This window comes from Paracoccus sp. N5, assembly GCF_000371965.1.
Lineage (GTDB): Bacteria > Pseudomonadota > Alphaproteobacteria > Rhodobacterales > Rhodobacteraceae > Paracoccus.
The window spans coordinates 666,192-691,796 of the sequence record NZ_AQUO01000002.1 but is presented as its reverse complement, the minus strand read 5'-3'; the positions used below and the strand labels follow the sequence as shown (position 1 = coordinate 691,796).

The window sequence follows — 25,605 nt, the reverse complement described above, 5'->3', positions numbered from 1 at the left end:
GCCACGGGTCGAGGTGGGCGATGGCGGATTACACCCGCGCCGAAATCGTGCGGCGCATCGCGACGATGGGCCGGTTGCAGCTGGCCGGGGCCGATCTCGCCGGGCTCGACATGGCGGGCCTGACGCTGGTCGGCGCCGACCTGTCCTATGCCGACCTGACCGAGGCCGACCTGACCGGCGCGCAGCTGTCGGGCGCCAGCCTGTGGTCGGCGCGGGCGGCGGGCGCGCGGTTCTTCCAGGCCAATCTCTCGGGCGCCAGCATGGGGCTGGCGGATCTCGGCGGCGCCGACCTGCGCGAGGCGGTGCTGGAGCGCGCCGACCTGACCGGCGCCAGGCTCGACCGCGCCGACCTGACCGGAGCACGGCTGCGCGGCGCCTGGCTTGACGCCATGCAGCGGGCGCTGGCGATCAGCGCGCCGCCGCTGCGCTATCCGGCGCCGCGCCACCGCGCCACGACCTGCATCCTGCACGAGGCGCAGCTGGGCGCGCCGGTCTGCCTGCGCTGCGGCGACCGGCTGGAAATGCATCTGGACGGCCCGACCCCCGCCGCCCATGTCGAGGGCGCGCCGATCCTCTCGGGGCCCGAGGCCCCCGACACCGCGCCGGGGCCGCTGCGGGTGCTGGCCTTCAGCGCCGTGGCGCCGGGGCGGGCGCGGCTGGTGCTGGACCTGCGCCAGACGGGCCGGGCGCCCATCGCGCTCGAGGTGCTGGTCACGCCCTGAGCTACAGCCCGGACCGGACGATGCCCATCAGCCCGGCGCTGCGCAGGGTCTGGACCGGGTAATCGGGATGCGCCATCAGCTCCAGCGAGAAATCCGGCTCGATCCGGCGCAGGTGGCGCAGCGCATCCGCCGCCCCGGCGCGGTCGCCGCGATGGTGGCGCAGCGCCGCCAGCAGCCGCAGTGCCGGACGGTGGTCGGCGGCAAAGGCGAAGGCGGCGGCGGCGGAGTTCTCGGCATCGCCGAAGCGGCCCAGCCGGACCAGCACCTGCGCCCGCCGCATCAGCCAGCTGGCTTGGCCCAGCTCGGCCAGCGCGCCGCGGGCGCCGCGCTCGATCGCCTCCAGCGCCTCCAGGTCGCGGCCGACGCCGCTCAGCGCCTCGGCCAGGGCATGGCAGGCCAGCTCGTTGTCCGGGTCGGTGCGGCAGGCGGCCTGCGCCAGCTCCAGCGCCCCCACCGCATCCCGCCGCCAGGACGCCGACAGCGAGGCCACCGCCAGCACCACCGGATTGTTCGGCGCCAGCGCGCGCGCGCGCAACGCGAAATCCTCGGCCTCGTCCGACAGCCGCGCTGGATCCTCGGCCAGCCGCTCGCAGACCAGCGTGTGGCGCAGATAGGAGCGCAGCGCCAGGCTGACGGCATTCTGCCGCCGCTCGGGCAGTTGCGCCAGCACCGCGTCGGCCGCCTCCAGCCGCTCGCGCGAATAGCTGAACACGTCCCAGATCGGGAAACTGTCCCATTTCGCCGAAGCCGTGCGCCGCGCCCGGTCGAGCAGCGCGACCGTGATCTGCGCCACGGCATGGCGCATGGTCGCGGTCTCGTCCGCCGCGCGGATGGTGAAGCGCCGCGTCCAGACCCGCCGGCCGGTGGCCAGGTCGCGCATGACCGTCAGCAGCGCGCAATCGCCGCCGGTGGCATAGCAAAAGGGCAGGATCTGCACGCCGATCAGCGCCGCGCCGGGTTCGGGCCGGTCGGCCAGCGTCGCCGGGATCATCTCGCAGGCCCGCGCCGCGGCCTCGTTCACCACCATCTCGCCGACCAGATGCGCGCGGGCGTCGTTGCCCTGGACCGGCGCCAGCGCCACGACATAGGCGCCGGCGCCCGGCTCGCCCGGTTCGGGCCGCAGCGCCACCCGGCCGTCCTCCTCGGGCATCAGCCGCAGCCGCATGTCGCGCAGCCAGCTTTCGAATTCGGGGTCGGGAATGTCGATGTCGGCGGCGAATTCGATCGGCGCGCCGCCGGCGTCATAGACCGGGCTCAGGTCGATGCGCAGCCGGTCCGGGTCAAGCCCGACCCAGCCGATTCCGGTCTGCAGGATATTGCGTTCGTCGGACATGGCGCCGCGCAATTCGCGCAGCATCTGGCGCAGGCTGGCCGAGCCCTGCTGCTTGCCGCGCTCGCTCCACAGCAGGTCTTGCAGCCGGGCCCGGCTCAGCCGCAGGTCCGGCGCCGTGCCCAGAAGCACCAGCGCGCCCCGCGCCTTCTGGCTGCGCGGGGTCAGGTCATCCCCGCCCGAGCCGCGAAGGCGCACGGATCCCATCAGGCTCAGCTTGGCAGGCATCTCGACTCGCCGCATTGCCCCGTTCCGGTCTTATTAACCATAATTCCTCCAGGCCCCGCGAAACAACAGAAACACGCGCCGGGAGGCGTCGGGCTGTCCTGGAAACGCAGGCGATCATTGCCACTTGGCCGCGCCTGCGCTATCGGGGCGTCAAAGCGAAGGGGAACCGAAATGACCGAGCGCAACAGCGGCCTGTCCTATGCCGAGGCCGGAGTGGATATCGACGCGGGCAATGCGCTGGTCGAGCGGATCAAGCCCGCCGCCGCCGCCACGCAGCGCTCGGGCGTCATGGAGGGCCTGGGCGGCTTCGGCGCGCTGTTCGACCCGCGCGCGGCCGGCTTCACCGACCCGGTCCTGGTCGCGGCAACCGACGGCGTCGGCACCAAGCTGCGCATCGGCATCGACACCGGCGCGCTGGACGGGCTCGGCATCGACCTGGTGGCGATGTGCGTGAACGACCTGGTGTGCCAAGGCGCCGAGCCGCTGTTCTTCCTGGATTATTTCGCCACCGGCAAGCTTTCGGTCGACGAGGCCGCCCGCGTCATCGCCGGCATTGCCGAGGGCTGCCGGCGTTCCGGCTGCGCGCTGATCGGCGGCGAGACGGCCGAGATGCCGGGCATGTATGCCAAGGGCGATTTCGACCTCGCCGGCTTCGCGGTCGGCGCGATGGAACGCGGCACCGCGCTGCCCGCCGGGGTGGCGGATGGCGACGTGCTCCTGGGCCTCGCCTCGGACGGGGTGCATTCCAACGGCTTCTCGCTGGTGCGCAAGGTGGCCGAGCATGCGGGCCTCGACTGGGAATCGCCCGCGCCCTTCGGCACCGGCACGCTGGGCCAGGCGCTGCTGGTCCCGACCCGGCTCTATGTCAAGCCGGTGCTGGCCGCGATCCGCGCGGGCGGCGTCCATGCGGCCGCCCATATCACCGGCGGCGGCATCACCGAAAACCTGCCGCGCGTGCTGCCCAAGGGGCTGGGCGCGGAAGTGGACCTCGACAGCTTCAGCCTGCCGCCGGTCTTCGACTGGCTGGCCGAGGCCGGCGCTATCGCCGAGGCCGAGATGCTGAAGACCTTCAACTCCGGCATCGGCATGATCCTCGCGGTCGCCGCCGACCGCGCCGAAGCCATCGAGGCGCTGCTGCAGGACCAGGGCGAAACCGTCCACCGCCTCGGCCATGTCGCGCCGGGCGAGGGCGTGCGCTACACCGGCCGGCTGCGGTGAAGCGAGTCGCCATCCTGATCTCGGGCGGCGGCTCGAACATGGTCAAGCTGGTCGAGTCCATGACCGGCGACCACCCGGCCCGCGCCGTGATCGTCGGATCGAACGACCCGGCCGCGGCCGGCCTCGCCCGGGCCGAGGCGCTCGGCGTGCCGACATTCGCCGTCGATCACCGTGCCTTCATGGGCGACCGCGCCGGTTTCGAAGCCGCGCTGCTGCAACCGCTGCTCGCCGCCCAGCCCGACATCCTCTGTCTCGCCGGCTTCATGCGCATCCTGACGCCGGCATTCGTGCAGCGCTTCCAGGGCCGGATGCTGAACATCCACCCCTCGCTCCTGCCGAAATATCCCGGACTCCACACCCACCAGCGCGCCATCGAGGCCGGCGATGCCGAGGCCGGCGCCAGCGTTCACCTGGTGACGCCGGAACTCGATGCCGGCCCGATCCTCGGCCAGGCCCGCGTGCCGATCCTGCCCACCGACAAGGCCGAGACCCTCGCCGCCCGCGTGCTGGCCCAGGAGCACCGCCTCTATCCCGAGGTGCTGCGCCGCTTCGCCCGAGGTGACACGAACCCGGTCCAACTGACCGCCGCATGACAAAGGGCCCCGACGGGCCCTTCTCTTTTGTGGAAATATCCTGGGGGTGTGGGGGCAAAGCCCCCGCCAGCTACTTTTCCGGCACCAGTCCCCTTGGCGCAAAGCGCAAGACCAGAAGCAGCACCAGCCCCAGCGCGATGAAGCGCATATGCGGCGCACCGCCCAGCATATGGCTGCGGAACGCACCCTCGGGCAGGGGCAGGGTGATCAGCCGCATCAACTCGGGGCCCCAGACCTCGGCCTTGATCCACAGGAACCAGATCAGCACCGCGCCCAGCACCGCGCCCCAGTTGTTGCCCGAGCCGCCGACGATCACCATGACCCAGATCAGGAAGGTATAGCGCAAGGGGTTGAAACTGTTGGGCGACAGAAGCCCGTCCAGCGTCACCATCATCGCCCCGGCCAGGCCGATCACCGCCGAGCCGATGACGAAGATCTGCAGATGCCGGCGGGTGACATGCTTGCCCATGGCCTCGGCCGCGGTCTCATTGTCGCGGATCGCCCGCATCATCCGGCCCCAGGGTGATTTCAGCGCCAGCTCTGCCAGCAGGATCAGCGCCAGCAGCACCGCGCCGAACAGCCCGGCATACATCAGCTTGACCCAGATCCCCGAGGCGACGCCGGGGCTCATCCCCCATTCGGCGGCGCGGGCGACGAAGCCCGGATCGCTTTGCAGGTCCAGCTCATAGGGCACCGGGCGCGGGATGCCCGACATATTCTTGACCCCGCGCGCCAGCCATTCCTCGTTGCGCATGACGGCAACGATGATCTCGCCGATGCCCAGCGTGGCGATGGCCAGGTAGTCCGAGCGCAGGCCCAAGGCCACCTTGCCGACGCCCCAGGCCGCGGCGGCGGCGAACAGCGCGCCGACCGGCCAGCTCAGCAGCACCGGCCAGCCCAAGCCGCCGATATTGCCGGCCGCGGCCGAGTTGTTGGCCTCGATCGCCGCGACCGCCGGGTCGAAGAGGTAACGATACAGCACGAAGCCCAGCACCAGCACCGCGATCATCGCCACCACCCGCAGCGGCCCGGCGATGCGCCGCCAGGCCAGTGCGGCCAGCGCCAGCGTGCCCAGCCCCACGGCCAGCGCCAGGATCACCCGCGGCCCGCCCGCGGCCCAGGCCCCGGCCACCGGCGCGGTCGAAACCAGTACGGGCGCCAGCCCGCCAAGCGCCAGGAACCCCACGACGCCGGCATTGAACAGCCCAGCATAGCCCCATTGCATGTTGACGCCCAGGACCATGATGGCCGAGATCAGCCCCATGTTCAGGATCCCCAGCGCCGTGTTCCAGCTGCCCGAGAACAGGACGCTGCGGAAACTGCCCTCGAGGACGAACAGCACGGCCAGGACCAGGAACAGCAGCGGCGCCCGCCATGGATTCGAGGCTTCCGCCTGACGTGTATGCGACATGGGTAAGCCCTCCTCAGACGGATTTGCCGCGGAACAGGCCGGTCGGCCGGAACAGCAGCACCACGATCAGGATCACGAAGCTGACCGCGAACTTGTATTCGGTGGACAGCAGTTGCAGCATGCCGTCCGATTGGAAGCCCAGGTAGGCGGCGATCTTCTTCCAGGGATAGGTGACCGCCACCTCGGAAAAGGCGACGATGAAGCCGCCGGCGACCGCGCCCAGCGGGTTGCCGAGACCGCCGACGATGGCCGCGGCAAAGATCGGCAGCAGGATCTGGAAATAGTTGAAAGCCTTGAAGCTCTTGTCGAGCCCGTAGAGCGTGCCCGCCGTCACCGCCAGCGCCGTGGCGATGATCCAGGTCAGCCGCACCACCCGCTCGGGGTCGATGCCCGACAGAAGCGCCAGATCCTCGTTGTCGGAATAGGCCCGCATCGCCTTGCCGGCGCGCGAGCGGTTCAGGAATCGGAACAGCGCCCAGCAGGCCAGCGCGGTGACGACCAGCGTCAGCGCCTGGCTGACGCGCAGCGCCAGGCCCTCGTTGAGCCCGGTCCAGGCCTTGAACTCCTGCACCGAGATCAGGAAGCGCGCGCCGTCGTCGAAGCGGACCTCGTTCACGCCGATCTTCGGCGTCATCCGGGTCAGCCCGTTCATGATGAACATGACCCCGACCGAGGCCATGACCAGGATGATCGGATCCGACCGCTTCCGCCTATAGAACCGATAGACCACCCGGTCGGTGGCCAATACGAAGACCGAGCACAGCGCGATGCCGATGGGCAGCGCCAGGAGCGCGGTCGGCAGCGGCGCCAGGCTGATGCCGATGGCCTGCAGCCCCCAGGTCACCAGGATCACCAGCGCCGTGCCGAAGGCCATGGTGTCGCCATGGGCGAAGTTGGAAAAGCGCAGGATGCCATAGATCAGCGTCACCCCCAGCGCGCCAAGCGCCAGCTGCGCGCCGTATGAGGCGGCGGGGATCACCACGAAGTTCAGGATGGCCACCAGGGCGTTCAGGATGTCCATGCGTCAGCCCCCCAGGAAGGTGCGGCGAACCTCGGGATCGGCCAGCAGTGCGGACCCCGAGTCGGTATAGCGGTTCGCGCCCTGCACCAGGACATAGCCGACGTCGGCGATCTCGAGGGCCTGGCGGGCATTCTGTTCCACCATCAGGATGGAAATCCCGGTGCGGGCGACCTCGATGATGCGGTCGAAAAGCTCGTCCATGACGATGGGCGAAACGCCGGCCGTGGGCTCGTCCAGCATCAAGAGGCTGGGCCGCGTCATCAGCGCCCGGCCGACGGCGACCTGCTGGCGCTGGCCGCCGGAAAGCTCGCCCGCGTTCTGCCTGCGCTTGTCGGCGACGGCGGGGAACAACTCATAGACCTGGGCCATGGTGTCGCGATAGTCGTCCTCGCGGATATAGGCGCCCATCTCTAGGTTCTCCTCGACCGTCATGGTCGGGAAGATGTTGTGGGTCTGCGGCACGAAGCCCATGCCCTTGCGCACCCGCTCCTGTGGGGTCAGCGCGGTGATATCCTCGCCGCCCAGCGTCACGCGGCCCTCGCGCAGGGTCAGCATGCCGAAGACCGCCTTCATCGCGGTGGACTTGCCGGCACCGTTCGGGCCGACGATCACCGCGATCTGGCCCTTGTCCACGGTCAGGGTGCAGCCGTTCAGGATGTCGGCCTTGCCATAGCCGCCGCGCATGTCCGTCGCGGAAAGATAGGGAGCCGCCATCAGGGTTTCTCCTGGTCGAAGACGCCGGCCTCGTCGCCAAGGCCGGGCTGGGCGCCATGGCTTTCGCCGGTCACGCGCTCGACCGCTTCCTCGGCCGCGACCTTGTTCTTGAGCCCGGTGCCCAGATAGGCCTCGATCACCGCCTCGTTCTGCATGATGCTGGAGGCGCTGCCCTGCGCCAGCACCTTGCCCGCCGCCATGACGATCACCGGGTCGCAAAGCCGGCCGATGAAATCCATGTCATGCTCGATGACGCAAAAGGTATAGCCGCGCTCCTTGTTCAGCCGCACGATGGCGTCGCCGATGGTGTCCAGCAGCGTGCGGTTCACCCCGGCGCCGACCTCGTCCAGGAAGACGATCCTGGCGTCCACCATCATGGTGCGGCCCAGTTCCAGCAGCTTCTTCTGCCCGCCGGACAGGTTGCCGGCCTTTTCATCGGCGACATGGGAAATCGTCAGGAATTCAAGCACCTCGTCGGCCTTCTTGCGAAGCGCGCGTTCCTCGTCGCGGATGCGGCCGCGGCGGAACCAGGTGTTGACCAGCGTCTCGCCCGACTGGCCGGCGGGGACCATCATCAGGTTCTCGCGCACCGTCATCGAGGAAAACTCATGCGCCAGCTGGAAGGTGCGCAGCAGGCCCTTGTGGAACAGCTCATGCGGGGCAAGGCCGGTGATGTCCTCGCCCGCCATGGTCACGCGGCCGGACGTGGGTTTAAGAACCCCGGCGATCACGTTGAATAATGTGGATTTCCCCGCACCGTTCGGGCCGATCAGCCCGGTGATCGAGCCCTGCTCGATGGTCAGGCTGGCGCCATCGACGGCGCGGAAGCCTCCGAAATGCCGGTGCAGGTCATGGACCTGGATCATGTCGCTCCCCAGCTTCATGCGTTGCATGAAGATATTCCCTTACGGGATTGTTATCGTTATCGAAGGGGCCCGGCGCAAGCCGGGCCCAACCTGCATGCGTCAGTGGAACTTGACGACGTTCAGCGTGCCGCCCTTGAAATCGACCTCGCGATAAACCCCGGCGCTTTCGCCCGGCTCGACCAGCTCGACCGAGGTGGCGCCGACATAGTCGATGTCGGTGCCGGCGGCGAGCAGTTCCAGCGCCTTGGCCAGTTCGCCCGGATAGATCTTTTCGCCGGGCGCGTTGGCGACCTCCATGACCTTGTCCTTGTAGACCTTGGGATCCGAGGATTTCGCCGCCTGCATCGCCAGCAGCATCAGCGCCGCCGCGTCATAGGATTCGCCGGCATAGGCCGAGGTGCCGTCGAAGCCTGCCGCCTTGGCCAGTTCGGCGAACTTGTCATGGCCTTCGCCCTCGGCCGAGGGGTTCTGGCCGAAGGAAGTCTCCAGCTGGGTGCCGAACTTGTCGACCAGGGCCTGGTTGACCATACCGTCGGGCAGCACGAAGGTCGAAAAGGCGCCGCTGTCCAGCGCGCCCTGGATCACGCCCGAGCCGCCCTGGTCGGAATAGCCGGCCACGACCAGCGCATCGCCGCCGGCGGCGGCCAGCGCCGCGACCTCGGCGGAATAGTCGGCCTTGCCGTCGTCATGGGCCGAGACCACGGTGACATTGCCGCCCTTGGCCTTGTAGGCCTCGGCAAAGCTGTCGGCCAGGCCCTTGCCATAGTCGTTGTTGGTATAGGTCACGGCGACCGACTTGATGCCGTGCTCCAGCACGATGTCGGCCATGACCTCGCCCTGGCGCGCGTCCGAGGGCGAGGTGCGGAAGAAGAAGCCCTTGTCGTCCAGCGTAGACAGCGCCGGCGAGGTGGCCGAGGGCGAGATCATCACCACGCCCTGCGGCACGCCGACCTGCTCGACCGAGGCGATGGTCTCGCCCGAGCACATGCCGCCCATGACGCCCTTGACGCCCTCGGCGGTGACGAGGCGGGTGACGGCGGCGACCGAGGCGGCGGCGTCGGTGCAGGTGTTGTCGGCCACCACCGGGGTCACGGTCGAGCCGTCCAGCAGCTTGCCGCTGTCGCTGACTTCCTTCATCGCCAGCTCGGCGCCCTTCTGCATGGCGGGCGAGATCGATTCCAGCGGCCCGGTCAGGCCCAGCGAGATGCCCATCTTGATCTCTTCGGCGCCCGCGGCACCGGCAAGCAAGGCACCCGCGGCGCTGGCCAGAAGAAGCTTTTTCATTCCTAGTCTCCCTGAGTGGATCGTTGTCCTGTCTGACAGGTTATAAGGGTGCCGGCGAAAAGAAAAGCCGCTTGCGGGCCGTGGGCCGGGGCAAATCTGCCGTTTGCCTTGGCGAAATGTCGCGCCACGGGCGCCTTACCCATCCCTTTTGCGATAGGGCGTCTTGCCATATTGTGCGCGGTAGCATTTCGAGAAATGCGCGGTGCTGGCGAAGCCGCAGGCGAGCGCGATCTCGATCACGCTCATCTCGGTCTGCAGGAGCAGGTTCTGCGCCCGCTCCAGCCGCAGCGCCATGTAATGCCGCTTGGGCGAGCGGCCGAGATAGCGCGCGAACAGCCGCTCGAGCTGGCGCGGCGACAGGCCCGCGTCCTGCGCCAGCCGCGCCGGGCTCAGCGGCTCCTCGATATTGGCCTCCATCCGCGCCACCACCTGCGCCAGCCGCGGATGCCGCGCGCCCAGCCGCACCGGCACCGACTGGCGCTGGTGGTCCTCCTCGGAGCGGATCGCGGTGTGGATCATCTGGTCGGCCACGCGCCCGGCCAGCGCCTCGCCGTGGTCGCGGGCGATCTGGCGCAGCATCAGGTCGATGGCCGCGGTGCCGCCGGCGGCGGTCAGGCGGTTGCCGTCCTCGACGAAGACGGTGCGGATCAGGGTGGCGTCGGGGAATTCCTCGGCGAAGGCGTCCTGGTTCTCCCAATGGATGGTGCAGCGCCGGCCGGCAAGCAGCCCGGCCTCGGCCAGCACCCAGGCGCCGGTGCAGAGCGCGCCGATGCGGGCGCCGCGCCGGGCCTCGCGCCGCAGCCAGGCCAGCACCGGGCGCGAGGTGGCGCGGGCGATGTCGAGCCCGCCGCAGACCAGCACGGTATCACCGCGATTGCCGTCCTCGAGGCCCCCGTCCAGCATGATGCGGGCGCCGTTCGAGCAGCGCGCGAAGGCCCCGCCCTCGCCCACCAGCCGCCAGTCGTAGAGCGGGCGCCCGGCGATGCGGTTCGCCAGCCGCAACGGCTCGATCGCCGCCGAAAAGGACACCAGCGTGAACCGGTCCAGCAGCAGGAAGACATAGCGGGCGGGGCGGGGGACGGCGGCCGGAACCGGCCCCGGATCCGGGGGGATTGCTGGATCGTGCTCTGGCATGTCGGTCGCGCGGCTGTTCTGGGCGCAGATCATCAGGCGGATGCGGCGCGCGCAAGGCTTTTCCTTCGCCGCGCCAGCCTCTATATGGCGCAAAGGGCTACATGAAGGACAGGATCATGGCACAGACGAATTCCAGTTCCGCGACCCCGGCAAAGGCATGGGACAAGCGTGGCTGGCGCGCCTATCCGCGCGTCCAGATGCCCGACTATCCCGACCAGCCGGCGCTGAACGCGGTCGAGGCGCAGCTGGCGAAATACCCGCCGCTGGTCTTTGCCGGCGAGGCGCGCCGGCTCAAGCAGTCGCTGGCGGCGGTGGCGCAGGGCCGCGCCTTCCTGTTGCAGGGCGGCGACTGTGCCGAGAGCTTCGGCGAGTTCTCTGCCGACAATATCCGCGACACCTTCAAGGTCATGCTGCAGATGGCCGTGGTGCTGACTTGGGGCGCGCAGCTGCCGGTGGTCAAGGTCGGCCGCATGGCGGGCCAGTTTGCCAAGCCGCGCAGCGCGCCGACCGAGGTGATCGGCGGCCAGGAGCTGCCCAGCTATCGCGGCGACATCATCAACGGCTTCGACTTCACCCCCGAGGCGCGCATCCCCGACCCGCAGCGCATGCTGGCGGCCTATACCCAGGCGGCGGCCTCGCTGAACCTGCTGCGCGCCTTCTCGACCGGCGGCTATGCCGACATGCACCGGGTGCAAAGCTGGATCAGCGACTTCACCGGCGGCGAGGAAGCCGCGCGCTACCGCGACATCGCCGACCGCATCAGCGACGCCATGGCCTTCATGGCCGCCGCCGGCGTGACCTCGGAAACCGCGCATGACCTGGGGCAGGTGGATTTCTACACCAGCCACGAGGCCTTGCTGCTGGAATATGAAGAGGCGCTGGCCCGGATCGATTCGACGACCGGCCTGCCGGTGGCGGGCTCGGGCCATATGCTGTGGATCGGCGACCGCACCCGGCAGCCGGATGGCGCGCATGTCGAGTTCTGCCGCGGCGTGCAGAACCCGATCGGGCTGAAATGCGGCCCCTCCACCACGGCCGAGGACCTGAAGGTGCTGATGGAGCGGCTGAACCCGGAAAACGAGGCCGGCCGGCTGACGCTGATCGCCCGCTTCGGCGCCGGCAAGGTCGGCGACCACCTGCCGCGGCTGATCCGGACCGTCCAGGCCGAGGGCGCCAATGTCGTCTGGTCCTGCGACCCGATGCACGGCAACATCATGAAATCCTCGACCGGCTACAAGACCCGGGCCTTCGATTCGATCCTGCGCGAGGTGCGCGAATTCTTCGCCATCCACCGCGCCGAGGGCACCATCCCCGGCGGCGTGCATTTCGAGATGACCGGCCAGGACGTGACCGAATGCACCGGCGGCGTGCGGGCGGTGACGGACGAGAACCTGTCCGACCGCTATCACACCGCCTGCGACCCGCGGCTGAATGCCAGCCAGTCGCTGGAACTGGCCTTCCTGGTGGCCGAGGAACTGCGCAGCCGGCGCCTGAACGGCGGCCAGCAGGCCAAGGCCAGCTGAGCGCGGCGGTCAATGACCGAAACGGGCGGCGGGATCATCCCGGCCGCCCTTTTTCATGGCTTCGTCAGTAGCGGGTGCCGCGCGGCGTGGGCTCGACGCCGGTAATCAGGCGAAAGCGGGCGCGGCGTTCCTCGGGCGTGTCGGGCGCGGGTGCCGGCTCGGCCTGGGGCATGGATTTCCAGGGGGCCGGCGACTCCTCGAACCCGGCGCGCGAGGGCGACGGCTCCAGCACCCTGGCGCCGGGGATGACCGGGAATTCCTCGTCCGAGACCAGGTCGAAGCGGCGCGGGCTTTCGCCGACCTCGCCCTCGCAGATCATGCAGCCAAGCGCGCGCGTGACGTCGCCCAGGTCCGAGCGCAGCGGCAGCAGCAGCATGTGCCCCGACATCGCCGGCCGGCCATAGGTGGCCGGCGAATCCAGCACAAGCTCGGCGATCTGCGGACCGCGGAACACGCTTTCCAGCACGTCCGACAGCCGCCCGCGCGAACTGGTGTTCAGGAAGGCGCAGATCGGCATGCCGCGCACCTCCATGCCCATCAGGTCGATCAGGTGCCGCCCGGCCAGACGAAAGCGCGCCGCCCCCGGCGCGATGCGCTCCAGGATAAAGGCATAGTCCAGCGCCCGGCGGATGCCGCGCGGTTCCACGTCGCCGCGCGAGGGGATGGCGCGCCCCTGGCGCAGCCCTTCCCAATAGCCGCGCAATTCGCCAAGGATCCGCTCGGCCTGCACCGGCTCGTAATCGGCAAGGCGCAACAGCTTGCCCTTGCCGCGCGCGCGCCGCGACACCTCGTCCTCGGTCCCCGGAATGTCGTCCCCCTGGTCCTGCATCATCAGCCCCGACCCACCTGTTCACTCGTAAAACACTCGCACAGTCTGAATTTAAACCTTTCGTTCACCATTTCCGAGAGAATTTTCCGGCGATGGTTAAAATCGGCGACGCTTTTGCCGGGCGGCGGGGCCGGCTCTTGACCCCGCTGCCGGCCGGGGCCATTCAGGCGGCGCGGGCAGGATACGGGAACGGTCGGGGGCTGACGGATGGATCTGGGGCGCAATGGTTTGCTGGTGATCCTGTCCTCGCCCTCGGGGGCGGGGAAATCGACGCTGGCGCGCCGGCTGATGGACTGGGACCCGGACCTGCGCTTTTCCGTCTCGGCCACCACGCGCCAGCCGCGCCCGGGCGAGGTCGAGGGCAGCCATTACTATTTCCGCAGCCCCGAAGAATTCCAGGACATGGTCAAGGCCGGCGAGATGCTGGAACATGCCGAGGTCTTCGGCAATTTCTACGGCACGCCGCGCGCCCCGGTCGAGGCGGCGATGCTGGCCGGGCGCGACACGCTCTTCGACGTGGACTGGCAGGGCGGCCAGCAGATCCGGGCCTCGAGCCTGGGCAAGCATGTCGTCTCGATCTTCGTGCTGCCGCCGAGCCTCATCGAGTTGGAGCGGCGGCTGGTGTCGCGCGGCCAGGACGCGGCCGAGGTGATCGCGGCGCGGATGCAGAAAAGCCGCGCCGAGATCAGCCATTGGGCGGAATATGACTATGTCATCGTCAACGACGACCTTGACCGCAGCACCGATAGCCTGATCACCATCCTGAAGGCGGAACGGCAGCGCCGGGACCGGCAGGTGGGGCTTGGCCCCTTCGTTCGCGCCCTGATGGAGGAGGAGAGCCGATGATCTGGGAACTGGACGGGATCACCCCGCAACTCGACGCCGAGGCCTGGGTGGCGCCCGGCGCGCAACTGATGGGCCGCGTGGTGCTGGAGCCGGGCGCCAGCGTCTGGTTCGGCGCCGTGCTGCGCGGCGACAACGAGGAGATCCGCGTCGGGCGCGGCTCGAACGTGCAGGACCTGACCGTCTGCCACACCGACATGGGCTATCCGCTGACCATCGGCGCCAATTGCACCATCGGCCACCGCGCCATCCTGCATGGCTGCACCATCGAGGACGGCGTGCTGATCGGCATGGGCGCCACGATCATGAACGGCGCCCGCATCGGCGCGGGCTCGCTGATCGGCGCCGGTGCGCTGGTGGCCGAGGGCAAGGAGATTCCGCCCGGCTCGCTGGTCATGGGGGCGCCGGGCAAGATCCTGCGCCAATTGGACGACATCGCCCGGGCGCAGCTCTTGAAATCGGCCGAGGCCTATCGCCGCAACGCCGCCCGTTTCCGCAAGGGACTGACCCGGGCCTTCGAGGGATGATCGAGGCGCGGCTGCATGCGCTCTTGCGGGGCGTGCCCGTGGCGATGCTGGTCGTCGACCGCCAGGCCCGGATCATGGGCGCCAACGAGCCGGCCGAGGCCCTGCTGGGCCCGGTTCCCGGCGGGCGGCCCTTCGTCACCGTGCTGCGCCAGCCCGAGGTCAACGCCGCGCTGGACGCGGTGCTGGCCGGGCAGCAGGACCGGGCGCAGCTGAGCCTGGCGCTTGGCGCCGCCGAGCGGCGGATGTTCTGCGCGGTGACGGTGACGCGGCTCGACGCGCCGGGGCTGGCCGGCGCCACGGTCGCGATCGAGGACCGTTCGCGCGACGAGGAAACCGAGCAGATGCGCCGCGATTTCGTCGCCAATGTCAGCCATGAATTGCGCACCCCGCTGACCGCGCTGATGGGCTTCATCGAGACGCTGCGCGGCCCGGCCCGCAACGACGAGGCCGCGCGCACCCGCTTTCTCGACATCATGGAACGCGAGGCCGGACGGATGAACCGGCTGGTCGCCGACCTGCTGTCGCTGAGCCGGGTCGAGCAGGACGAGCGCCGCCGCCCGGCGCAGAGCCTGGACCTGGTCGCCCTGCTGCGCGGGGTGGTGGCGACGCTGACCCCCGCGGCAGGCGCGGCCGGGGTGCGACTGGAACTGACCGGCGCCGCCCAGAAGGCGATGATTCCGGGCGATGCCGACCAGCTGGTGCAGGTGTTTCACAACCTGGTCGAGAACGCGCTGAAATACGGCGCCGGCGGCGGCGTTGTCACGGTCACGCTGGAGCATCTGGGACACGAGCCGGTGCTGCGCGGCCCGGCCTGGTCGGTCTCGGTCGCCGACCGCGGCGAGGGGATCGACCAGCAGCACCTGCCGCGCCTGACCGAGCGCTTCTATCGCGTCGACACCCATCGCTCGCGCGAGCAGGGCGGCACCGGGCTGGGCCTCGCCATCGTCAAGCATATCGTCAACCGCCATCGCGGCCGGCTGCGCATCGAAAGCGAGCGCGGCCAGGGCAGCCGCTTCACCGTGATCCTGCCGGAAAAGATCGGGCGGATCTGAGGCTTGCGCGCATCTGCCGGAATCATGGGCAGGTTTACCGGATGTAAGGGATTTCCGTGTTCATTGAAAGTTCTCGACATGATGTGAGGACTGAACATGATCCGATTCCTGGCCGTGGCCCTGGCCATCTTCTCGCTCGCCGGCTGTGCGACGATCACTCGCGGCACCAAGGACGTGCTGGTGGTGAATTCCAATCCGCAGGGTGCGCAGGTGAAGCTGAGCAATGGCGAGACCTGCGCCGGCACGCCCTGCACCTTCAAGCTGCCCCGCAAATCCGAACTGAATGTGGTGGTCAGCAAGGACCGCTGCCAGCCGCAGCAGGTGCGGGTGACGAACCGCGTCGCCGGTGGCGGCGGTGCGGCCATGGCGGGGAACGTGGTCTTCGGCGGCATCATCGGCGCCGGCGTCGATGCCGGCAGCGGCGCGATGCTGGAACTGGTGCCCAATCCGGTCGAGGTCTCGCTGGATTGCCGGAAGTGACCGGACCCCAGCCGATCGCGCGGGTTCTGCGCATTTGATCCTAGCTTTGATCTCCCCTCGGGCGGATCAAAAAAGCCGGGGGCATCGAACCCCCGGCTTTTTTCGCGGCCCCAGCGCGTCGCAACGCTTGTCCAGGCGCTATTCGGCCGCGTGGCCGGTCACGACGGTTGCGCCTTCCGAATTCGGCTTCATGCGGAAGCCGCGCTCGAGCTGGTCGAAGGGTGCGACCGGATAGTCGCCCGAGAAGCAGGCATCGCAATACTGCGGGCAGGATTTGTCGCGGCCCTTGGCCTCGCCCGCGGCGCGGTAAAGCCCGTCCAGCGAGACGAAGGCCAGGCTGTCGACGCCGATCCAGTCGCGCATCTCGTCCTCGGACATCTGCGCGGCCAGCAGCTTGTCGCGGTCGGGGGTGTCGACGCCATAGAAGCAGGGCCAGGCGGTCGGCGGGCTGGCGATGCGGAAATGCACCTCGGCCGCGCCGGCGTCCAGGATCATGTCCTTGATCTTGCGCGAGGTCGTGCCGCGCACCACCGAATCGTCCACCAGCACCACGCGCTTGCCCTTGACCAGCGCCCGGTTCACGTTGAGCTTCAGCCGCACGCCCATGTTGCGGATCTGCTCGGTCGGCTCGATGAAGGTCCGGCCCATGTACTGGTTGCGGATGATGCCCATGCCGAAGGGGATGCCGCTTTCATGGGCATAGCCGATGGCGGCCGGGGTGCCCGAGTCGGGCACGGGACAGACCAGGTCGGCCTCGACCGGGGCCTCGCGCGCCAGTTCCACGCCGATCTGGCGCCGGGTCTCATAGACGGAACGGCCGCCGATGATCGAATCGGGGCGAGAGAAATACACATGCTCGAAGATGCAGAACCGGCCCTTGGACGGGCCGAAGGGGCGCGAGCTTTCGACCTCGCCCTTGGAGATCACCACCATCTCGCCCGGCTCGATCTCGCGGATGAACTCGGCGCCGATGATGTCCAAAGCGCAGGTTTCGGAGGACAGCACGAAGCCGTCGTCGCCGACCTTGCCCAGCACCAGCGGCCGCACGCCCAGGGGGTCGCGCACGCCGATCAGCTTGGTGCGGGTCATGGCGATGACGCTGAATGCCCCCTCGACCCGGCGCAGCGCGTCCTTCATCCGCTCGGGGATGTTGCGCTGGATCGAGCGCGCCATCAGGTGGATGATGCATTCCGAATCCGACGAGGACTGGAAGATCGAGCCGCGCTCGATCAGCTCGCGCCGCAGCGCCATGGCATTGGTGATGTTGCCGTTATGCGCCACCGCGCAGCCACCCATGGCGAATTCGCCGAAAAAGGGCTGCACGTCGCGAATCGCCGTCGCCGCCTTGGTGCCGGCAGTGGAATAGCGCACATGGCCGATGGCCAGCGCGCCGGGCAGCGTCTCCATCAGGCTTTGCTTGGTGAAATTGTCGCGCACATAGCCAAAGCGATGGGCGCTGTTGAAGCCCTGCTCGGCATCGTGGCTGATGATGCCGCCGGCCTCCTGGCCCCGGTGCTGCAGCGCGTGCAGGCCGAGGGCGACGAAATTGGCGGCATCCACGACTCCGATCACGCCGAACACGCCGCATTCTTCGTGCAGGCGGTCGGAATCGAAGGGATGGGCAAGGAATGGCTGCATCATCACCGACTCTTGGGGCTATTCCGGGGGCTGGGCATGGGTGGTCGAGGCCAATCTAGGGTGTCGGGCCGCCGAAGTCACGCCCCGCCGGCAGGACGGGGCGCTTTTTATGTCACGAAAGCGGCATATTTCCTCAGTTCGCCGGCGCGGCACCGGCCGGAGCGGGCGTCGGCGTCGCCGCATCGACCGGCTCGGCGGTCGGGCCGCAGCTGCGCACCAGCTGCTCGTAGCGGCTGACGACCCAGCCCGGCGCGTCCTGCGGGATCTGCTGGTCCATCTGGCCGCGCATGCGCTCGAACACCTGGGCCGAGCGCGAATTTTCCACCATGGCGACCGGCTGCGTGGCCATGACGCGGTCGTAGACGATGAAGGCGATGGCGACCAGCAGGATGCCGCGCGCCACGCCGAACAGGAAGCCCATGCCCTGGTCGACCCCGCCGAGCGCCGAGCGCTGCACCACCGAGGAGAACAGCGGCGTGATGATCGAGAACAGCACCAGCGCCAGGGCGAAGACCGCGGCAAAGCCCGCGATGGTGGCAAGCTCGCAACTGTCGGCCAGGAATTTGTTCAGCCCGGGGATCTGCGCCACCATGGGCCGGACCGTCGGCGCGAAGATGAAGGCCAGCACCGCCGCGCCGATCCAGCCGAGGATCGCCAGCGATTCGCGCACGAAGCCGCGCGCATAGGCCAGGATCGCCGACAGGATGATGACCGCCGCGACAATGCCGTCGATGAGGGTGAAACCGTCCATTTACACGCCCTTTCGCGGGATTGCCCGCGTTTGGGGGCGAAAGATGCGGTGCCGTCAGCCGGCGCCGAATGTCTCGCCCACGAAACTTGTCAGATCCGGGGTGCGATCGATCCGCATCCCGGCAACGCCCTCGACCTTGGTGGCCGACGGCAGGATCGCCCGTGAAAAACCAAGTTTCTGCGCCTCTTTCAACCTGTTTTCCGCCTGGGAGACCGGCCGCAGCGCGCCCGACAGGCTGATCTCGCCGAAAAGCACCGTGTCCGCGGGCAGGGCGACATCCTCGCGCGCGCTCAGCAGCGCGGCGGCGATGGCCAGGTCCGCGGCGGGCTCGTTGACCCGCATCCCCCCGGCAACGTTCAGGAAAACATCGAGCCCGGCAAAGGGGATGGCGCAGCGCGCCTCGAGCACCGCGAGGATGGTCGAGACCCGGCCGCTGTCGAGCCCGACCACGGTTCGGCGGGGACTTGCCAATGTCGAGGGCGCGACCAGGGCCTGGATCTCGGTCAGCACCGGCCGCGTGCCCTCGATGCCGGCAAAGACCGCCGAGCCGGGGTTGGGCTCGCCACGCTCCGACAGAAACAGCGCCGAGGGGTTCGCGACCTCGGACAGCCCGCCGCCGGTCATCTCGAAGACGCCGATCTCGTCGGCGGGGCCGAAGCGGTTCTTGTGGGCGCGCAGGATGCGGAACTGGTGGCCGCGCTCGCCCTCGAAATACAACACGGTGTCGACCATGTGCTCGACCACGCGCGGGCCGGCGATCTGGCCTTCCTTGGTGACATGGCCGACCAGGATCACGGCGGTGCCGCGCCGCTTGGCGAAGGTGACCAGCTCATGCGCGCTGGCGCGGACCTGGCCGACCGAGCCCGGCGCGGCCTCGATCTGGTCCGACCACAGCGTCTGGATCGAATCGATCACCGCGACATCGGGGCGCTCGGCGTCGAGCGTGGTCAGGATGTCGCGCAAGGCGGTCTCGGCGCCCAGCCGCACCGGCGCATCGCCGAGCCCCAGGCGCTGCGCCCGCATGCGGACCTGGGCGCTGGCCTCCTCGCCCGAGATATAGATCGCGCTCTGCCCCGAGCGGGCAAAGGCGCTGGCGGCCTGCAGCAGCAGGGTGGATTTGCCGATGCCGGGATCGCCCCCCACCAGCACGGCCGAGCCCGGCACCAGCCCGCCGCCCAGCACGCGGTCGAGTTCAGCCATGCCCGAAACGGCCCGGGCAGGCGGCGCCTCCTGCGTGTCGAGGCCCGAAAGCGGGATGCTCTTACCCTTCAGCGTGCCAAGGCCGCGACCCGGCCCCTGGCTCAGCGGTGCCTCCTCGACGATGGTGTTCCAGGCGCCGCAGGCGTCGCATTTGCCGGACCATTTCCGGTGGCTGGCGCCGCAGGCGGTGCAGGTGAAGGCGGTGATCGGTTTGGCCATGGCGCTATGTCGCAGATCGGGCAGCGCAGCGCCATGGGGCTGCGGCCGATGTTTCACCGTTTTTCAAATACCCCTGCTGCCCGCGCCATCCACTGGAACGTCGGGCTGGTTGCGAGACGGGTATTTGGAAAACGGTGAAGCGGATCAGCTGACGCCCAGACCGGCCCGCATCATGATGCGGCGCACCGGGGCGACGGCGTAAAGCCCGCCGAGGGCCGCGGCGCGCAGGTCGCGCAGGGGGCGGGCCGAGATCATGCTGGCGCGGTTCAGCGCGTCGATGCCGATCAGCCGGGCCAGCGCCTCGGGGCGGCGGCGGCGCTCATAGGCGTCGAGCGAGGCGGCGCTGCCCGGATCGCCCGCGGACAGCGCGACCAGCGCGGAAAGATCGGCGAGGCTCATGTTCAGCCCCTGGGCGCCGATGGGGGGGACGACATGCGCGGCCTCGGCGATCAGCGCCGTGCGCGGGCCGGTGAAGCGGTCGGCGATCTGGCTGATGATCGGCCATTCCGTCAGCCGTGTCGCCTGGGTCAGATGGCCCAGAACGCCGGCCGAACGCCGGTTCAGCTCGGCCTCGAAGGCCGCGCGGGGCAGGGCGCGCAGCCGGGCGGTTTCGGCGCCGCGCTCCATCCAGACCACGGCCGAGCTGGGCCTGCCGTCGCGGTCGGGCAGCGGCACCAGCGTGAAGGGGCCGCCCGAGCGGTGGATCTCGGTCGAGACATTCTCATGCGGGCGCTCGTGGGTGACGGCGAAGGCCAGCGCCTTCTGGCCATAGCGCAGCGTGCGCGTGCCGATGCCGAGCGCCTGGCGCACCGCCGAGTTGCGGCCGTCGGCGCCGATGACCAGCCGGGCGCGCAGCTGGCTGCCGTCGCTCAGCGTGGCCAAGGCCTCGGTATCGCGGGCCAGCAGGCCCGCCGTGCCGGTGCCGGACAGGATGCGGACATTCTGCAACCCGGCCAGCCGGGCCGAGATTTCCCGCTTCAAGAGCCAGTTCGGCAGGTTCCAGCCGAAGGGCTGGTCCGAGATCTCGGCCGCGTCGAAATCGCGCGTCAGCCGGGCCTGCGCGCGCTTGCCGCCGGCGTCGATGATGCGCATGACTTGCAGGGGCGTGGCATGCGGGGCCAGCCGCTCCCACAGCCCGGCCGCCGACAGGACGGCGATCGAGGGATGCAGGAAGGCGGTGGTGCGCAGGTCGGCGCCCTCGGCCGATTCCTCGGTCACCGGCGGGGCGGGGTCGACGCAGGTGACGGCATGGCCGGCGCTGCCGAAGGCCGCCGCCGCGATCAGCCCGGCGATGCCGCCGCCGGAGACCAGGATCTCGGTATCCTCGATGCGCATCGCCCTGCCTTCGGTGTCAGAATCCGGCCGCGTAGGCCGCGAGCATGCCATAGACCAGAACGGTCGCGGCCAAGCCGATCATCGCCAGCGCCGGCAGGCCCCAGAGCGCGAATCCCACCACGCCCGCCACCACCACCAGAAGGGCGAAGGTGAACAGAAATCGGGCGGTCCGCCGTTCGGCGAGTTCGTCGGCGTGGCTGTCGGTCATGGCGCGCTTCCTGGAGTCATGTCGGGGTTGCCACGATCATACCGCGACGCGGTCACGCGACAAGTCCCGCAGGAAGCCGGTCAGATCCAGCGTCCGGTGCCGGACATGCGGCTCGGCCGGGCGGTCCGCGGCCAGCGCATCCGGGCCGTGCCGCCCGCAACCGACCAGAATCGTTTGCATTCCCAGCCGGTGCGGCACCAGAAGGTTGCGGGCGTCGTCCTCGAACATGGCGGCCTCGGCCGGGTCGAAACCCTCGACCGCCAGGACTGCGGCATAAGCGCGCGCATCGGGCTTGGGGTGGAAGTCCACGGTATCGACGCCGTGGATCGCGTCGAAGACCGTCAGCCCGCGATGCTCCAGCACGCGGGCGGCATAGGCGGTGTCGCCGTTCGTATGCACGATCTTGCGGCCGGGCAGGGCGCGGATCAGCGCCGCCAGCTCGGGATCGGGGCTGAGCGCGCTGAAGTCGATGTCGTGGACGTCGCGCAGATAGGCCATCGGCTCGACGCCATGCTCGGCCATCAGCCCGGCCAGCGTGGTGCCGTGCTGGCGCCAGTAATGCTCGCGCAGCCGGCTGGCCTCGGCCTCGGCCACGCCCAGCGTGCGCATGACATAGGCGGTCATGCGCCGCTCGATCTGGGCGAAAAGCCGCACTTCGGGCGCGTAAAGCGTATGGTCCAGATCGAAGATCCAGGTGGTGACATGCCGAAAATCCATGGCCCATGCCTAAACCCGCGGCATGGCGCTTGCAATCGCCGCGCCAAGGGGGAATCGTGCGCGGATGAAAGACGCCTATTCCCTGATCCTCTCGGCCATCGACAACGGCAGCTATCGCCCCGGCGACCGGCTGGTTGAATCCGAACTGGCCGAGCGTTTCGGCGTGTCCCGCACCCCGGTGCGCGAGGCGCTGCAGCGGCTGGAAACCCAGTCGATGCTGAAGCGCGACGGCCGCAGCCTGATCGTCGCCACCCTGGACCACAACCAGCTGGCCGAGCTTTACACCGTGCGCGCCGAACTCGAGGCGCTGGCCGCGCGGCTGGCCGCCCGCCACGCCACGCCCGAAGAGATCCGCGTGCTGGCCGGCATGGTCGAGGACGACCGCAAGATCCTGGGCGATCCGCAGCAGCTGGCGCGCACCAACCGCCGCTTTCACCACCAGCTGCATCTGGCCTCGCACAACCGCTACCTGGTGCAGCAACTGGACCTGGTGCATCGCAGCATGGCCTTGATGGCGCGCACCACGCTGGCCGCCAAGGGCCGCGACGCGATCTCTCTGGACGAGCACCAGGCCATTGTCGACGCCATCGGTCGACGCGACGAAAGTGCTGCGGAACAGGCGCTTAGGCACCATATCTCCATGGCTTTCGAGACCCGGCTCAAGGAGGAGGCGCATCTGGGCGGCGAGGACCAGATCTGATGCGCGAGATCCGCGGCCCCGCCGACCTGGATGAGGGCGCGGCGCATCTGATGCGGGTCTGCCCGGTCTGGGCGCGGGAATTGCCGGCGCTGCTGCCGCTGCCGCTGCGGCGCTGGCCCGAGGGTTTCGGGGCGCTGCGCGATGCGGTGCTGGGCCAGCAGATCTCGACCGCCGCCGCCGCGGCCATCGCGGCCCGCATGGCGGCCGCCGGTCTCGACAGCGAGGCGGCGATCGCGGGTGCGGGTGACGAGGCGCTGCGTGCCGCCGGCCTGTCGCGACCCAAGATCCGCACTCTACGCGGCATCGCCACGGCCGGGGTGGATTGGCCCGGCCTGCGCGCCCTGCCGGACGACGAGGCCGTGGCCCGCCTGACCGCGCTGCCGGGCATCGGCCGCTGGACCGCCGAGATCTACCTGAAATTCGCCCTGGGACGGCCGGACGTCTTTGCCGCCGGCGATCTTGCCCTGGCCGAGGCGGCGCGGCTGCTCTACGCCCTGCCGGAACGTCCCGGCCCTGCGGCGCTGGTCGCGCTGGCCGAGCCCTGGCGGCCGTGGCGCGCGGTTGCGGCCCGGGCGCTCTGGGCCTATTACCGGGTCGCAAAGGGGCGCGAGGGCGTCCGCTAAGGGGGAAACATGCCGCGCGAGTTGAAATCCGAACGCAGGGGGCCGCAAAAGGCCGATTCCGTGGTGGTGTTCCTGCACGGCTATGGCGCCGATGGCGCCGACCTGCTGGGCCTCGCCGATCCGCTGGCGCCGCATCTGCCCGGGACCGCCTTCTACGCCCCGAACGCGCCCGAGCCCTGCGCCAACAATCCCATGGGCTATCAATGGTTTCCGATCCCCTGGATGGACGGCTCCAGCGAGGATCAGGCCCGCGCCTCGGCCGCGCAATCCTTCGACGACATCAATGCCTTCCTGGACAAGGTGCTGGCGGATGAGGGCGTGAGCCCCGACCGGCTGGCGCTGGTCGGCTTTTCGCAGGGCACGATGATGGCGCTGGCCGTGGCGCCGCAGCGCGAGCCGGAGCTGGCCGGTGTCGTCGGCTTCTCGGGCCGGCTCATGGAGCCCGAGAAGGCGGGCGAGGCCAGGACCAGGCCGCCGATCCTGCTGTTGCACGGCGACCAGGATCCGGTGGTGCCCTTCGAGAGCATGGGCATCGCCGGCGAGGCGCTGCAGGCCGCGGGTTTCACCGTCTATGGCCATGTGATGAAGGGCACGCCGCATGGCATCTCGCCCGACGGGCTGTCGGTGGCGCTGGCCTTCCTGAAAGAGCGGTTTGCCGCCAGGTCGTGAAGGTTTGAGCGATTTCGCACTTGCGAAACCGGGCGCAGACCCTACCTTCGAGTCGAGGAAGACGAGGAGAATCCGATGACCCTGTTCTGGATGACCGCTATTGCCCTGATCCCGGCTGGCCTGGCGGCCTCGCACCTCCTGGCACCGCAGGCGCAGCGCGTGGCCGTGCGCGCCCGGCGCTGAGACCGTCGCATCAGTCCCAGATCGCCGGGTCGGCGATCTCGATGGAATTCCCGGCCGGGTCGCGGAAATACAGCGACCGGCCACCCTGGGGCCAGATGAAATCGGCCTCGATCCCGATCCCCGCCGCTTCCAGATGCGCGCGCCAGGCGTCCAGGTCGCCGGGGCGCGCCGCCATGCAGAAATGTCCCGCGCCGTCGCTGCCATGCGGCGGCACCGGCAGGCGGGCGTCGGCTTTCGGCGGCTGGCGGGTGGCCTCGGCCCGGAACACCAGAAGCACCTGCGCGCCGCAGCGAAAGAACACATGCCGATCCGGCACGCGGGCGATTTCCGGCAGACCGATCACCCCGGTCCAGAAGCGGGCGGCCGCGTCCAGATCCTTGGCGTAAAGCGCGGATTCCAGGGTGCCGAGCAGGGAAGGCGGTTGCGTCATGCCCGCCATCTTGCCAGTAATTTCCCATGGCGGCCAGAGCGGCGCGGAAAAGAGGGGACGGCATGGCGTGGGTCTATCTGATCGTTGCGGGGTTGCTGGAGGTGGTCTGGGCCTATGCCATGAAGCAGTCCGAGGGCTTCAGCCGGCCGATCTATACCGCCGTGACCCTGGGCACCATGCTGGTCAGCTTCTGGTTCCTGTCGCTGTCGATGAAGGTGCTGCCGCTGGGCACGGCCTATGTGATCTGGACCGGCATCGGCGCGGTCGGCTCGTTTCTGGTCGGCATCGCGCTGCTGGGCGAATCCGGCGACCCGCTGCGGCTGGTCGCGGCGGCGCTGATCCTGTCGGGGCTGGTGCTGTTGAAGATCGCCTCGCCGCACTGACCTGTTGTCACACCCGCGTCACGGCCCGCGTTTAATTGATCCCCGGGCACATATCGGGGACTTGTCAGCCCGCCGCCGCGATATATAGTCGGGGCAACAGAAGACGACGAGTTCCGGGCAGGGCGAAACGAGGTGCCGATGCTGGATGACCACGGCGATTTTCGAACCCAATTCGTGCGGGAACCCTCAAGCCTGCGCCGACATCCCGCATTGGTGCTGAACGCCGATTTCCGACCGCTGAGCTATTACCCCCTGTCGCTCTGGCCCTGGCAGGAGGCGATCAAGGCGGTATTCCTCGACAGGGTGCAGATCATCGCCGAATATGACGAGGTGGTGCGAAGCCAGAGGCAAAGCATACGCATCCCCTCGGTCGTGGTGCTGAAAGATTTCGTCAAACCCCAGAAGCGCGTGGCATTCACGCGCTTCAATCTTTTTCTGCGGGACGAATTCTGCTGCCAGTATTGCGGCGCCAAGGGCGATCTGACCTTCGACCACGTCATCCCGCGCTCGCGCGGGGGGGTGACCAGCTGGGAGAACGTCGTCGCGGCCTGTTCGCCCTGCAACCTGAAAAAGGCCAACAAGTCGCTGCGCCACTCCGGGCTGAAGCTGCGCCAGCCGCCGCGCCGGCCCAGCCCCGAGGAAATGCATGCCGTCGGCCGGCGCTTTCCGCCGAACCACCTGCATGAAAGCTGGATGGACTATCTTTACTGGGACACGGAGCTGCTGGCCGAGTGACGCGTGGACGGCCATTCCGCGCCGGGGATTTTTCGGCTA

The 25,605-nt window shown here is 69.2% G+C and carries 28 protein-coding genes; 13 read left to right on the top strand and 15 right to left on the bottom strand.

Annotation, left to right across the window (positions count from 1 at the left end; translation table 11 throughout):
• The first annotated feature begins 20 nt into the window (after positions 1-20).
• Positions 21-722 carry a pentapeptide repeat-containing protein gene (locus tag PARN5_RS0117700; RefSeq protein WP_018001108.1) on the top strand — a complete coding sequence of 234 codons (702 nt, stop codon included), beginning with the start codon at positions 21-23 and terminating at the stop codon, positions 720-722.
• Between the two features lies 1 nt (position 723).
• On the opposite strand, the gene PARN5_RS0117695 is transcribed toward PARN5_RS0117700, so the two are convergent.
• Entirely contained in the window at positions 724-2,295 is a 1,572-nt protein-coding gene (locus tag PARN5_RS0117695) for an SARP family transcriptional regulator (RefSeq protein ID WP_157404077.1), read from the bottom strand.
• 156 nt (positions 2,296-2,451) lie between these two features.
• Here PARN5_RS0117695 and purM point away from each other — a divergent pair, with 156 nt between their 5' ends.
• A complete protein-coding gene (gene purM / locus PARN5_RS0117690) occupies positions 2,452-3,498 on the top strand; it encodes a phosphoribosylformylglycinamidine cyclo-ligase (protein WP_018001106.1) in 1,047 nt (348 codons plus the stop codon).
• Positions 3,495-4,091 carry a phosphoribosylglycinamide formyltransferase gene (gene purN, locus PARN5_RS0117685; RefSeq protein WP_018001105.1) on the top strand — a complete coding sequence of 199 codons (597 nt, stop codon included), beginning with the start codon at positions 3,495-3,497 and terminating at the stop codon, positions 4,089-4,091. Before purM ends, purN begins: the two co-directional genes overlap by 4 nt.
• 70 nt (positions 4,092-4,161) lie before the next feature.
• Here the strand turns inward: purN and PARN5_RS0117680 are convergent, their stop codons facing one another.
• The 6 genes from PARN5_RS0117680 to PARN5_RS0117655 all read right to left on the bottom strand — a co-directional run bounded on the left by PARN5_RS0117680 (position 4,162) and on the right by PARN5_RS0117655 (position 10,521).
• The gene (locus tag PARN5_RS0117680) at positions 4,162-5,502 is read right to left on the bottom strand and encodes a branched-chain amino acid ABC transporter permease (protein ID WP_018001104.1); all 1,341 of its coding nucleotides are present in this window, start codon (positions 5,500-5,502) and stop codon (positions 4,162-4,164) included.
• Positions 5,503-5,515: 13 nt separating this feature from the next.
• Positions 5,516-6,523, bottom strand: a complete 1,008-nt coding sequence (locus tag PARN5_RS0117675) for a branched-chain amino acid ABC transporter permease (protein ID WP_018001103.1) — start codon at positions 6,521-6,523, stop codon at positions 5,516-5,518.
• Positions 6,524-6,526: 3 nt separating this feature from the next.
• On the bottom strand, positions 6,527-7,237 hold the full coding sequence (locus PARN5_RS0117670) for an ABC transporter ATP-binding protein (protein WP_018001102.1): 711 nt from the start codon (positions 7,235-7,237) through the stop codon (positions 6,527-6,529).
• Complete coding sequence (locus PARN5_RS0117665; RefSeq protein ID WP_036745102.1) at positions 7,237-8,103, bottom strand: ABC transporter ATP-binding protein; 867 nt, start codon at positions 8,101-8,103, stop codon at positions 7,237-7,239. The genes PARN5_RS0117670 and PARN5_RS0117665 overlap by 1 nt, the downstream gene beginning before the upstream one ends.
• Positions 8,104-8,202: 99 nt before the next feature.
• The gene (locus PARN5_RS0117660) at positions 8,203-9,387 is read right to left on the bottom strand and encodes an ABC transporter substrate-binding protein (RefSeq protein ID WP_018001100.1); all 1,185 of its coding nucleotides are present in this window, start codon (positions 9,385-9,387) and stop codon (positions 8,203-8,205) included.
• A 135-nt stretch (positions 9,388-9,522) separates the two neighbouring features.
• On the bottom strand, positions 9,523-10,521 hold the full coding sequence (locus PARN5_RS0117655; RefSeq protein WP_036745100.1) for a GlxA family transcriptional regulator: 999 nt from the start codon (positions 10,519-10,521) through the stop codon (positions 9,523-9,525).
• Positions 10,522-10,637: 116 nt separating this feature from the next.
• Here PARN5_RS0117655 and PARN5_RS0117650 point away from each other — a divergent pair, with 116 nt between their 5' ends.
• On the top strand, positions 10,638-12,044 hold the full coding sequence (locus tag PARN5_RS0117650; protein ID WP_036745098.1) for a 3-deoxy-7-phosphoheptulonate synthase class II: 1,407 nt from the start codon (positions 10,638-10,640) through the stop codon (positions 12,042-12,044).
• Between the two features lie 64 nt (positions 12,045-12,108).
• Here the strand turns inward: PARN5_RS0117650 and PARN5_RS22555 are convergent, their stop codons facing one another.
• On the bottom strand, positions 12,109-12,876 hold the full coding sequence (locus PARN5_RS22555; RefSeq protein ID WP_051071041.1) for a PAS domain-containing protein: 768 nt from the start codon (positions 12,874-12,876) through the stop codon (positions 12,109-12,111).
• A 210-nt stretch (positions 12,877-13,086) separates the two neighbouring features.
• Here PARN5_RS22555 and gmk point away from each other — a divergent pair, with 210 nt between their 5' ends.
• From gmk to PARN5_RS0117625, 4 genes are all read left to right on the top strand, one after another.
• Positions 13,087-13,719 carry a guanylate kinase gene (gene gmk / locus PARN5_RS0117640; RefSeq protein WP_026155542.1) on the top strand — a complete coding sequence of 211 codons (633 nt, stop codon included), beginning with the start codon at positions 13,087-13,089 and terminating at the stop codon, positions 13,717-13,719.
• Positions 13,716-14,243, top strand: a complete 528-nt coding sequence (locus PARN5_RS0117635) for a gamma carbonic anhydrase family protein (protein WP_018001096.1) — start codon at positions 13,716-13,718, stop codon at positions 14,241-14,243. The genes gmk and PARN5_RS0117635 overlap by 4 nt, the downstream gene beginning before the upstream one ends.
• Entirely contained in the window at positions 14,240-15,295 is a 1,056-nt protein-coding gene (locus PARN5_RS0117630; protein WP_018001095.1) for an ATP-binding protein, read from the top strand. Before PARN5_RS0117635 ends, PARN5_RS0117630 begins: the two co-directional genes overlap by 4 nt.
• Before the next feature lie 96 nt (positions 15,296-15,391).
• Complete coding sequence (locus PARN5_RS0117625) at positions 15,392-15,775, top strand: hypothetical protein (protein WP_018001094.1); 384 nt, start codon at positions 15,392-15,394, stop codon at positions 15,773-15,775.
• A 138-nt stretch (positions 15,776-15,913) separates the two neighbouring features.
• On the opposite strand, the gene purF is transcribed toward PARN5_RS0117625, so the two are convergent.
• From purF to PARN5_RS0117595, 6 genes are all read right to left on the bottom strand, one after another.
• Positions 15,914-17,413, bottom strand: coding sequence for an amidophosphoribosyltransferase (gene purF / locus PARN5_RS0117620; protein WP_085999874.1), 1,500 nt, complete (start codon positions 17,411-17,413; stop codon positions 15,914-15,916).
• Positions 17,414-17,546: 133 nt separating this feature from the next.
• Positions 17,547-18,164, bottom strand: a complete 618-nt coding sequence (locus tag PARN5_RS0117615) for a CvpA family protein (RefSeq protein ID WP_018001092.1) — start codon at positions 18,162-18,164, stop codon at positions 17,547-17,549.
• Positions 18,165-18,218: 54 nt separating this feature from the next.
• Positions 18,219-19,583: a DNA repair protein RadA gene (gene radA, locus PARN5_RS0117610; protein WP_018001091.1), complete on the bottom strand. Its 1,365-nt coding sequence runs from the start codon at positions 19,581-19,583 to the stop codon at positions 18,219-18,221.
• A gap of 144 nt (positions 19,584-19,727) precedes the next feature.
• Positions 19,728-20,918: a UbiH/UbiF family hydroxylase gene (locus PARN5_RS0117605; protein WP_018001090.1), complete on the bottom strand. Its 1,191-nt coding sequence runs from the start codon at positions 20,916-20,918 to the stop codon at positions 19,728-19,730.
• Between the two features lie 16 nt (positions 20,919-20,934).
• Entirely contained in the window at positions 20,935-21,126 is a 192-nt protein-coding gene (locus tag PARN5_RS0117600; protein WP_018001089.1) for a hypothetical protein, read from the bottom strand.
• Between the two features lie 36 nt (positions 21,127-21,162).
• On the bottom strand, positions 21,163-21,843 hold the full coding sequence (locus PARN5_RS0117595; RefSeq protein ID WP_018001088.1) for a pyrimidine 5'-nucleotidase: 681 nt from the start codon (positions 21,841-21,843) through the stop codon (positions 21,163-21,165).
• Between the two features lie 64 nt (positions 21,844-21,907).
• Here PARN5_RS0117595 and PARN5_RS0117590 point away from each other — a divergent pair, with 64 nt between their 5' ends.
• From PARN5_RS0117590 to PARN5_RS0117580, 3 genes are read left to right on the top strand one after another with little or no spacing between them, the layout of a single operon-like run.
• Positions 21,908-22,543, top strand: a complete 636-nt coding sequence (locus tag PARN5_RS0117590; protein WP_018001087.1) for a GntR family transcriptional regulator — start codon at positions 21,908-21,910, stop codon at positions 22,541-22,543.
• Positions 22,543-23,166: a DNA-3-methyladenine glycosylase gene (locus PARN5_RS0117585; protein ID WP_018001086.1), complete on the top strand. Its 624-nt coding sequence runs from the start codon at positions 22,543-22,545 to the stop codon at positions 23,164-23,166. The genes PARN5_RS0117590 and PARN5_RS0117585 overlap by 1 nt, the downstream gene beginning before the upstream one ends.
• A 9-nt stretch (positions 23,167-23,175) precedes the next feature.
• Positions 23,176-23,835, top strand: coding sequence for an alpha/beta fold hydrolase (locus PARN5_RS0117580; protein WP_018001085.1), 660 nt, complete (start codon positions 23,176-23,178; stop codon positions 23,833-23,835).
• Positions 23,836-24,028: 193 nt separating this feature from the next.
• On the opposite strand, the gene PARN5_RS0117570 is transcribed toward PARN5_RS0117580, so the two are convergent.
• Positions 24,029-24,448, bottom strand: a complete 420-nt coding sequence (locus PARN5_RS0117570) for a VOC family protein (protein WP_018001083.1) — start codon at positions 24,446-24,448, stop codon at positions 24,029-24,031.
• Between the two features lie 62 nt (positions 24,449-24,510).
• Between PARN5_RS0117570 and PARN5_RS0117565 the strand changes: the two genes are divergently transcribed.
• Together PARN5_RS0117565 and PARN5_RS0117560 are read left to right on the top strand one after the other, a co-directional pair.
• On the top strand, positions 24,511-24,831 hold the full coding sequence (locus tag PARN5_RS0117565) for a multidrug efflux SMR transporter (RefSeq protein WP_018001082.1): 321 nt from the start codon (positions 24,511-24,513) through the stop codon (positions 24,829-24,831).
• 138 nt (positions 24,832-24,969) lie between these two features.
• Positions 24,970-25,566, top strand: a complete 597-nt coding sequence (locus PARN5_RS0117560) for an HNH endonuclease (protein ID WP_018001081.1) — start codon at positions 24,970-24,972, stop codon at positions 25,564-25,566.
• Positions 25,567-25,605 lie beyond the last annotated feature (39 nt).

Coding starts and splice junctions, on each gene's coding strand:
- PARN5_RS0117600 (WP_018001089.1), bottom strand. CDS start 21,126: ATGACCGACAGCCACGCCGACGAACTCGCCGAACGGCGGACCGCCCGA.
- PARN5_RS0117660 (WP_018001100.1), bottom strand. CDS start 9,387: ATGAAAAAGCTTCTTCTGGCCAGCGCCGCGGGTGCCTTGCTTGCCGGT.
- PARN5_RS0117580 (WP_018001085.1), top strand. CDS start 23,176: ATGCCGCGCGAGTTGAAATCCGAACGCAGGGGGCCGCAAAAGGCCGAT.
- PARN5_RS0117570 (WP_018001083.1), bottom strand. CDS start 24,448: ATGACGCAACCGCCTTCCCTGCTCGGCACCCTGGAATCCGCGCTTTAC.
- PARN5_RS0117655 (WP_036745100.1), bottom strand. CDS start 10,521: ATGCCAGAGCACGATCCAGCAATCCCCCCGGATCCGGGGCCGGTTCCG.
- PARN5_RS0117675 (WP_018001103.1), bottom strand. CDS start 6,523: ATGGACATCCTGAACGCCCTGGTGGCCATCCTGAACTTCGTGGTGATC.
- purM (WP_018001106.1), top strand. CDS start 2,452: ATGACCGAGCGCAACAGCGGCCTGTCCTATGCCGAGGCCGGAGTGGAT.
- PARN5_RS0117605 (WP_018001090.1), bottom strand. CDS start 20,918: ATGCGCATCGAGGATACCGAGATCCTGGTCTCCGGCGGCGGCATCGCC.
- PARN5_RS0117615 (WP_018001092.1), bottom strand. CDS start 18,164: ATGGACGGTTTCACCCTCATCGACGGCATTGTCGCGGCGGTCATCATC.
- PARN5_RS0117650 (WP_036745098.1), top strand. CDS start 10,638: ATGGCACAGACGAATTCCAGTTCCGCGACCCCGGCAAAGGCATGGGAC.
- PARN5_RS0117595 (WP_018001088.1), bottom strand. CDS start 21,843: ATGGATTTTCGGCATGTCACCACCTGGATCTTCGATCTGGACCATACG.
- PARN5_RS0117625 (WP_018001094.1), top strand. CDS start 15,392: ATGATCCGATTCCTGGCCGTGGCCCTGGCCATCTTCTCGCTCGCCGGC.
- PARN5_RS0117565 (WP_018001082.1), top strand. CDS start 24,511: ATGGCGTGGGTCTATCTGATCGTTGCGGGGTTGCTGGAGGTGGTCTGG.
- PARN5_RS0117560 (WP_018001081.1), top strand. CDS start 24,970: ATGCTGGATGACCACGGCGATTTTCGAACCCAATTCGTGCGGGAACCC.
- PARN5_RS0117670 (WP_018001102.1), bottom strand. CDS start 7,237: ATGGCGGCTCCCTATCTTTCCGCGACGGACATGCGCGGCGGCTATGGC.
- radA (WP_018001091.1), bottom strand. CDS start 19,583: ATGGCCAAACCGATCACCGCCTTCACCTGCACCGCCTGCGGCGCCAGC.
- PARN5_RS0117700 (WP_018001108.1), top strand. CDS start 21: ATGGCGGATTACACCCGCGCCGAAATCGTGCGGCGCATCGCGACGATG.
- PARN5_RS0117695 (WP_157404077.1), bottom strand. CDS start 2,295: ATGCGGCGAGTCGAGATGCCTGCCAAGCTGAGCCTGATGGGATCCGTG.
- PARN5_RS0117680 (WP_018001104.1), bottom strand. CDS start 5,502: ATGTCGCATACACGTCAGGCGGAAGCCTCGAATCCATGGCGGGCGCCG.
- PARN5_RS0117590 (WP_018001087.1), top strand. CDS start 21,908: ATGAAAGACGCCTATTCCCTGATCCTCTCGGCCATCGACAACGGCAGC.
- PARN5_RS0117585 (WP_018001086.1), top strand. CDS start 22,543: ATGCGCGAGATCCGCGGCCCCGCCGACCTGGATGAGGGCGCGGCGCAT.
- purF (WP_085999874.1), bottom strand. CDS start 17,413: ATGCAGCCATTCCTTGCCCATCCCTTCGATTCCGACCGCCTGCACGAA.
- PARN5_RS0117635 (WP_018001096.1), top strand. CDS start 13,716: ATGATCTGGGAACTGGACGGGATCACCCCGCAACTCGACGCCGAGGCC.
- PARN5_RS0117630 (WP_018001095.1), top strand. CDS start 14,240: ATGATCGAGGCGCGGCTGCATGCGCTCTTGCGGGGCGTGCCCGTGGCG.
- PARN5_RS0117665 (WP_036745102.1), bottom strand. CDS start 8,103: ATGATCCAGGTCCATGACCTGCACCGGCATTTCGGAGGCTTCCGCGCC.
- PARN5_RS22555 (WP_051071041.1), bottom strand. CDS start 12,876: ATGATGCAGGACCAGGGGGACGACATTCCGGGGACCGAGGACGAGGTG.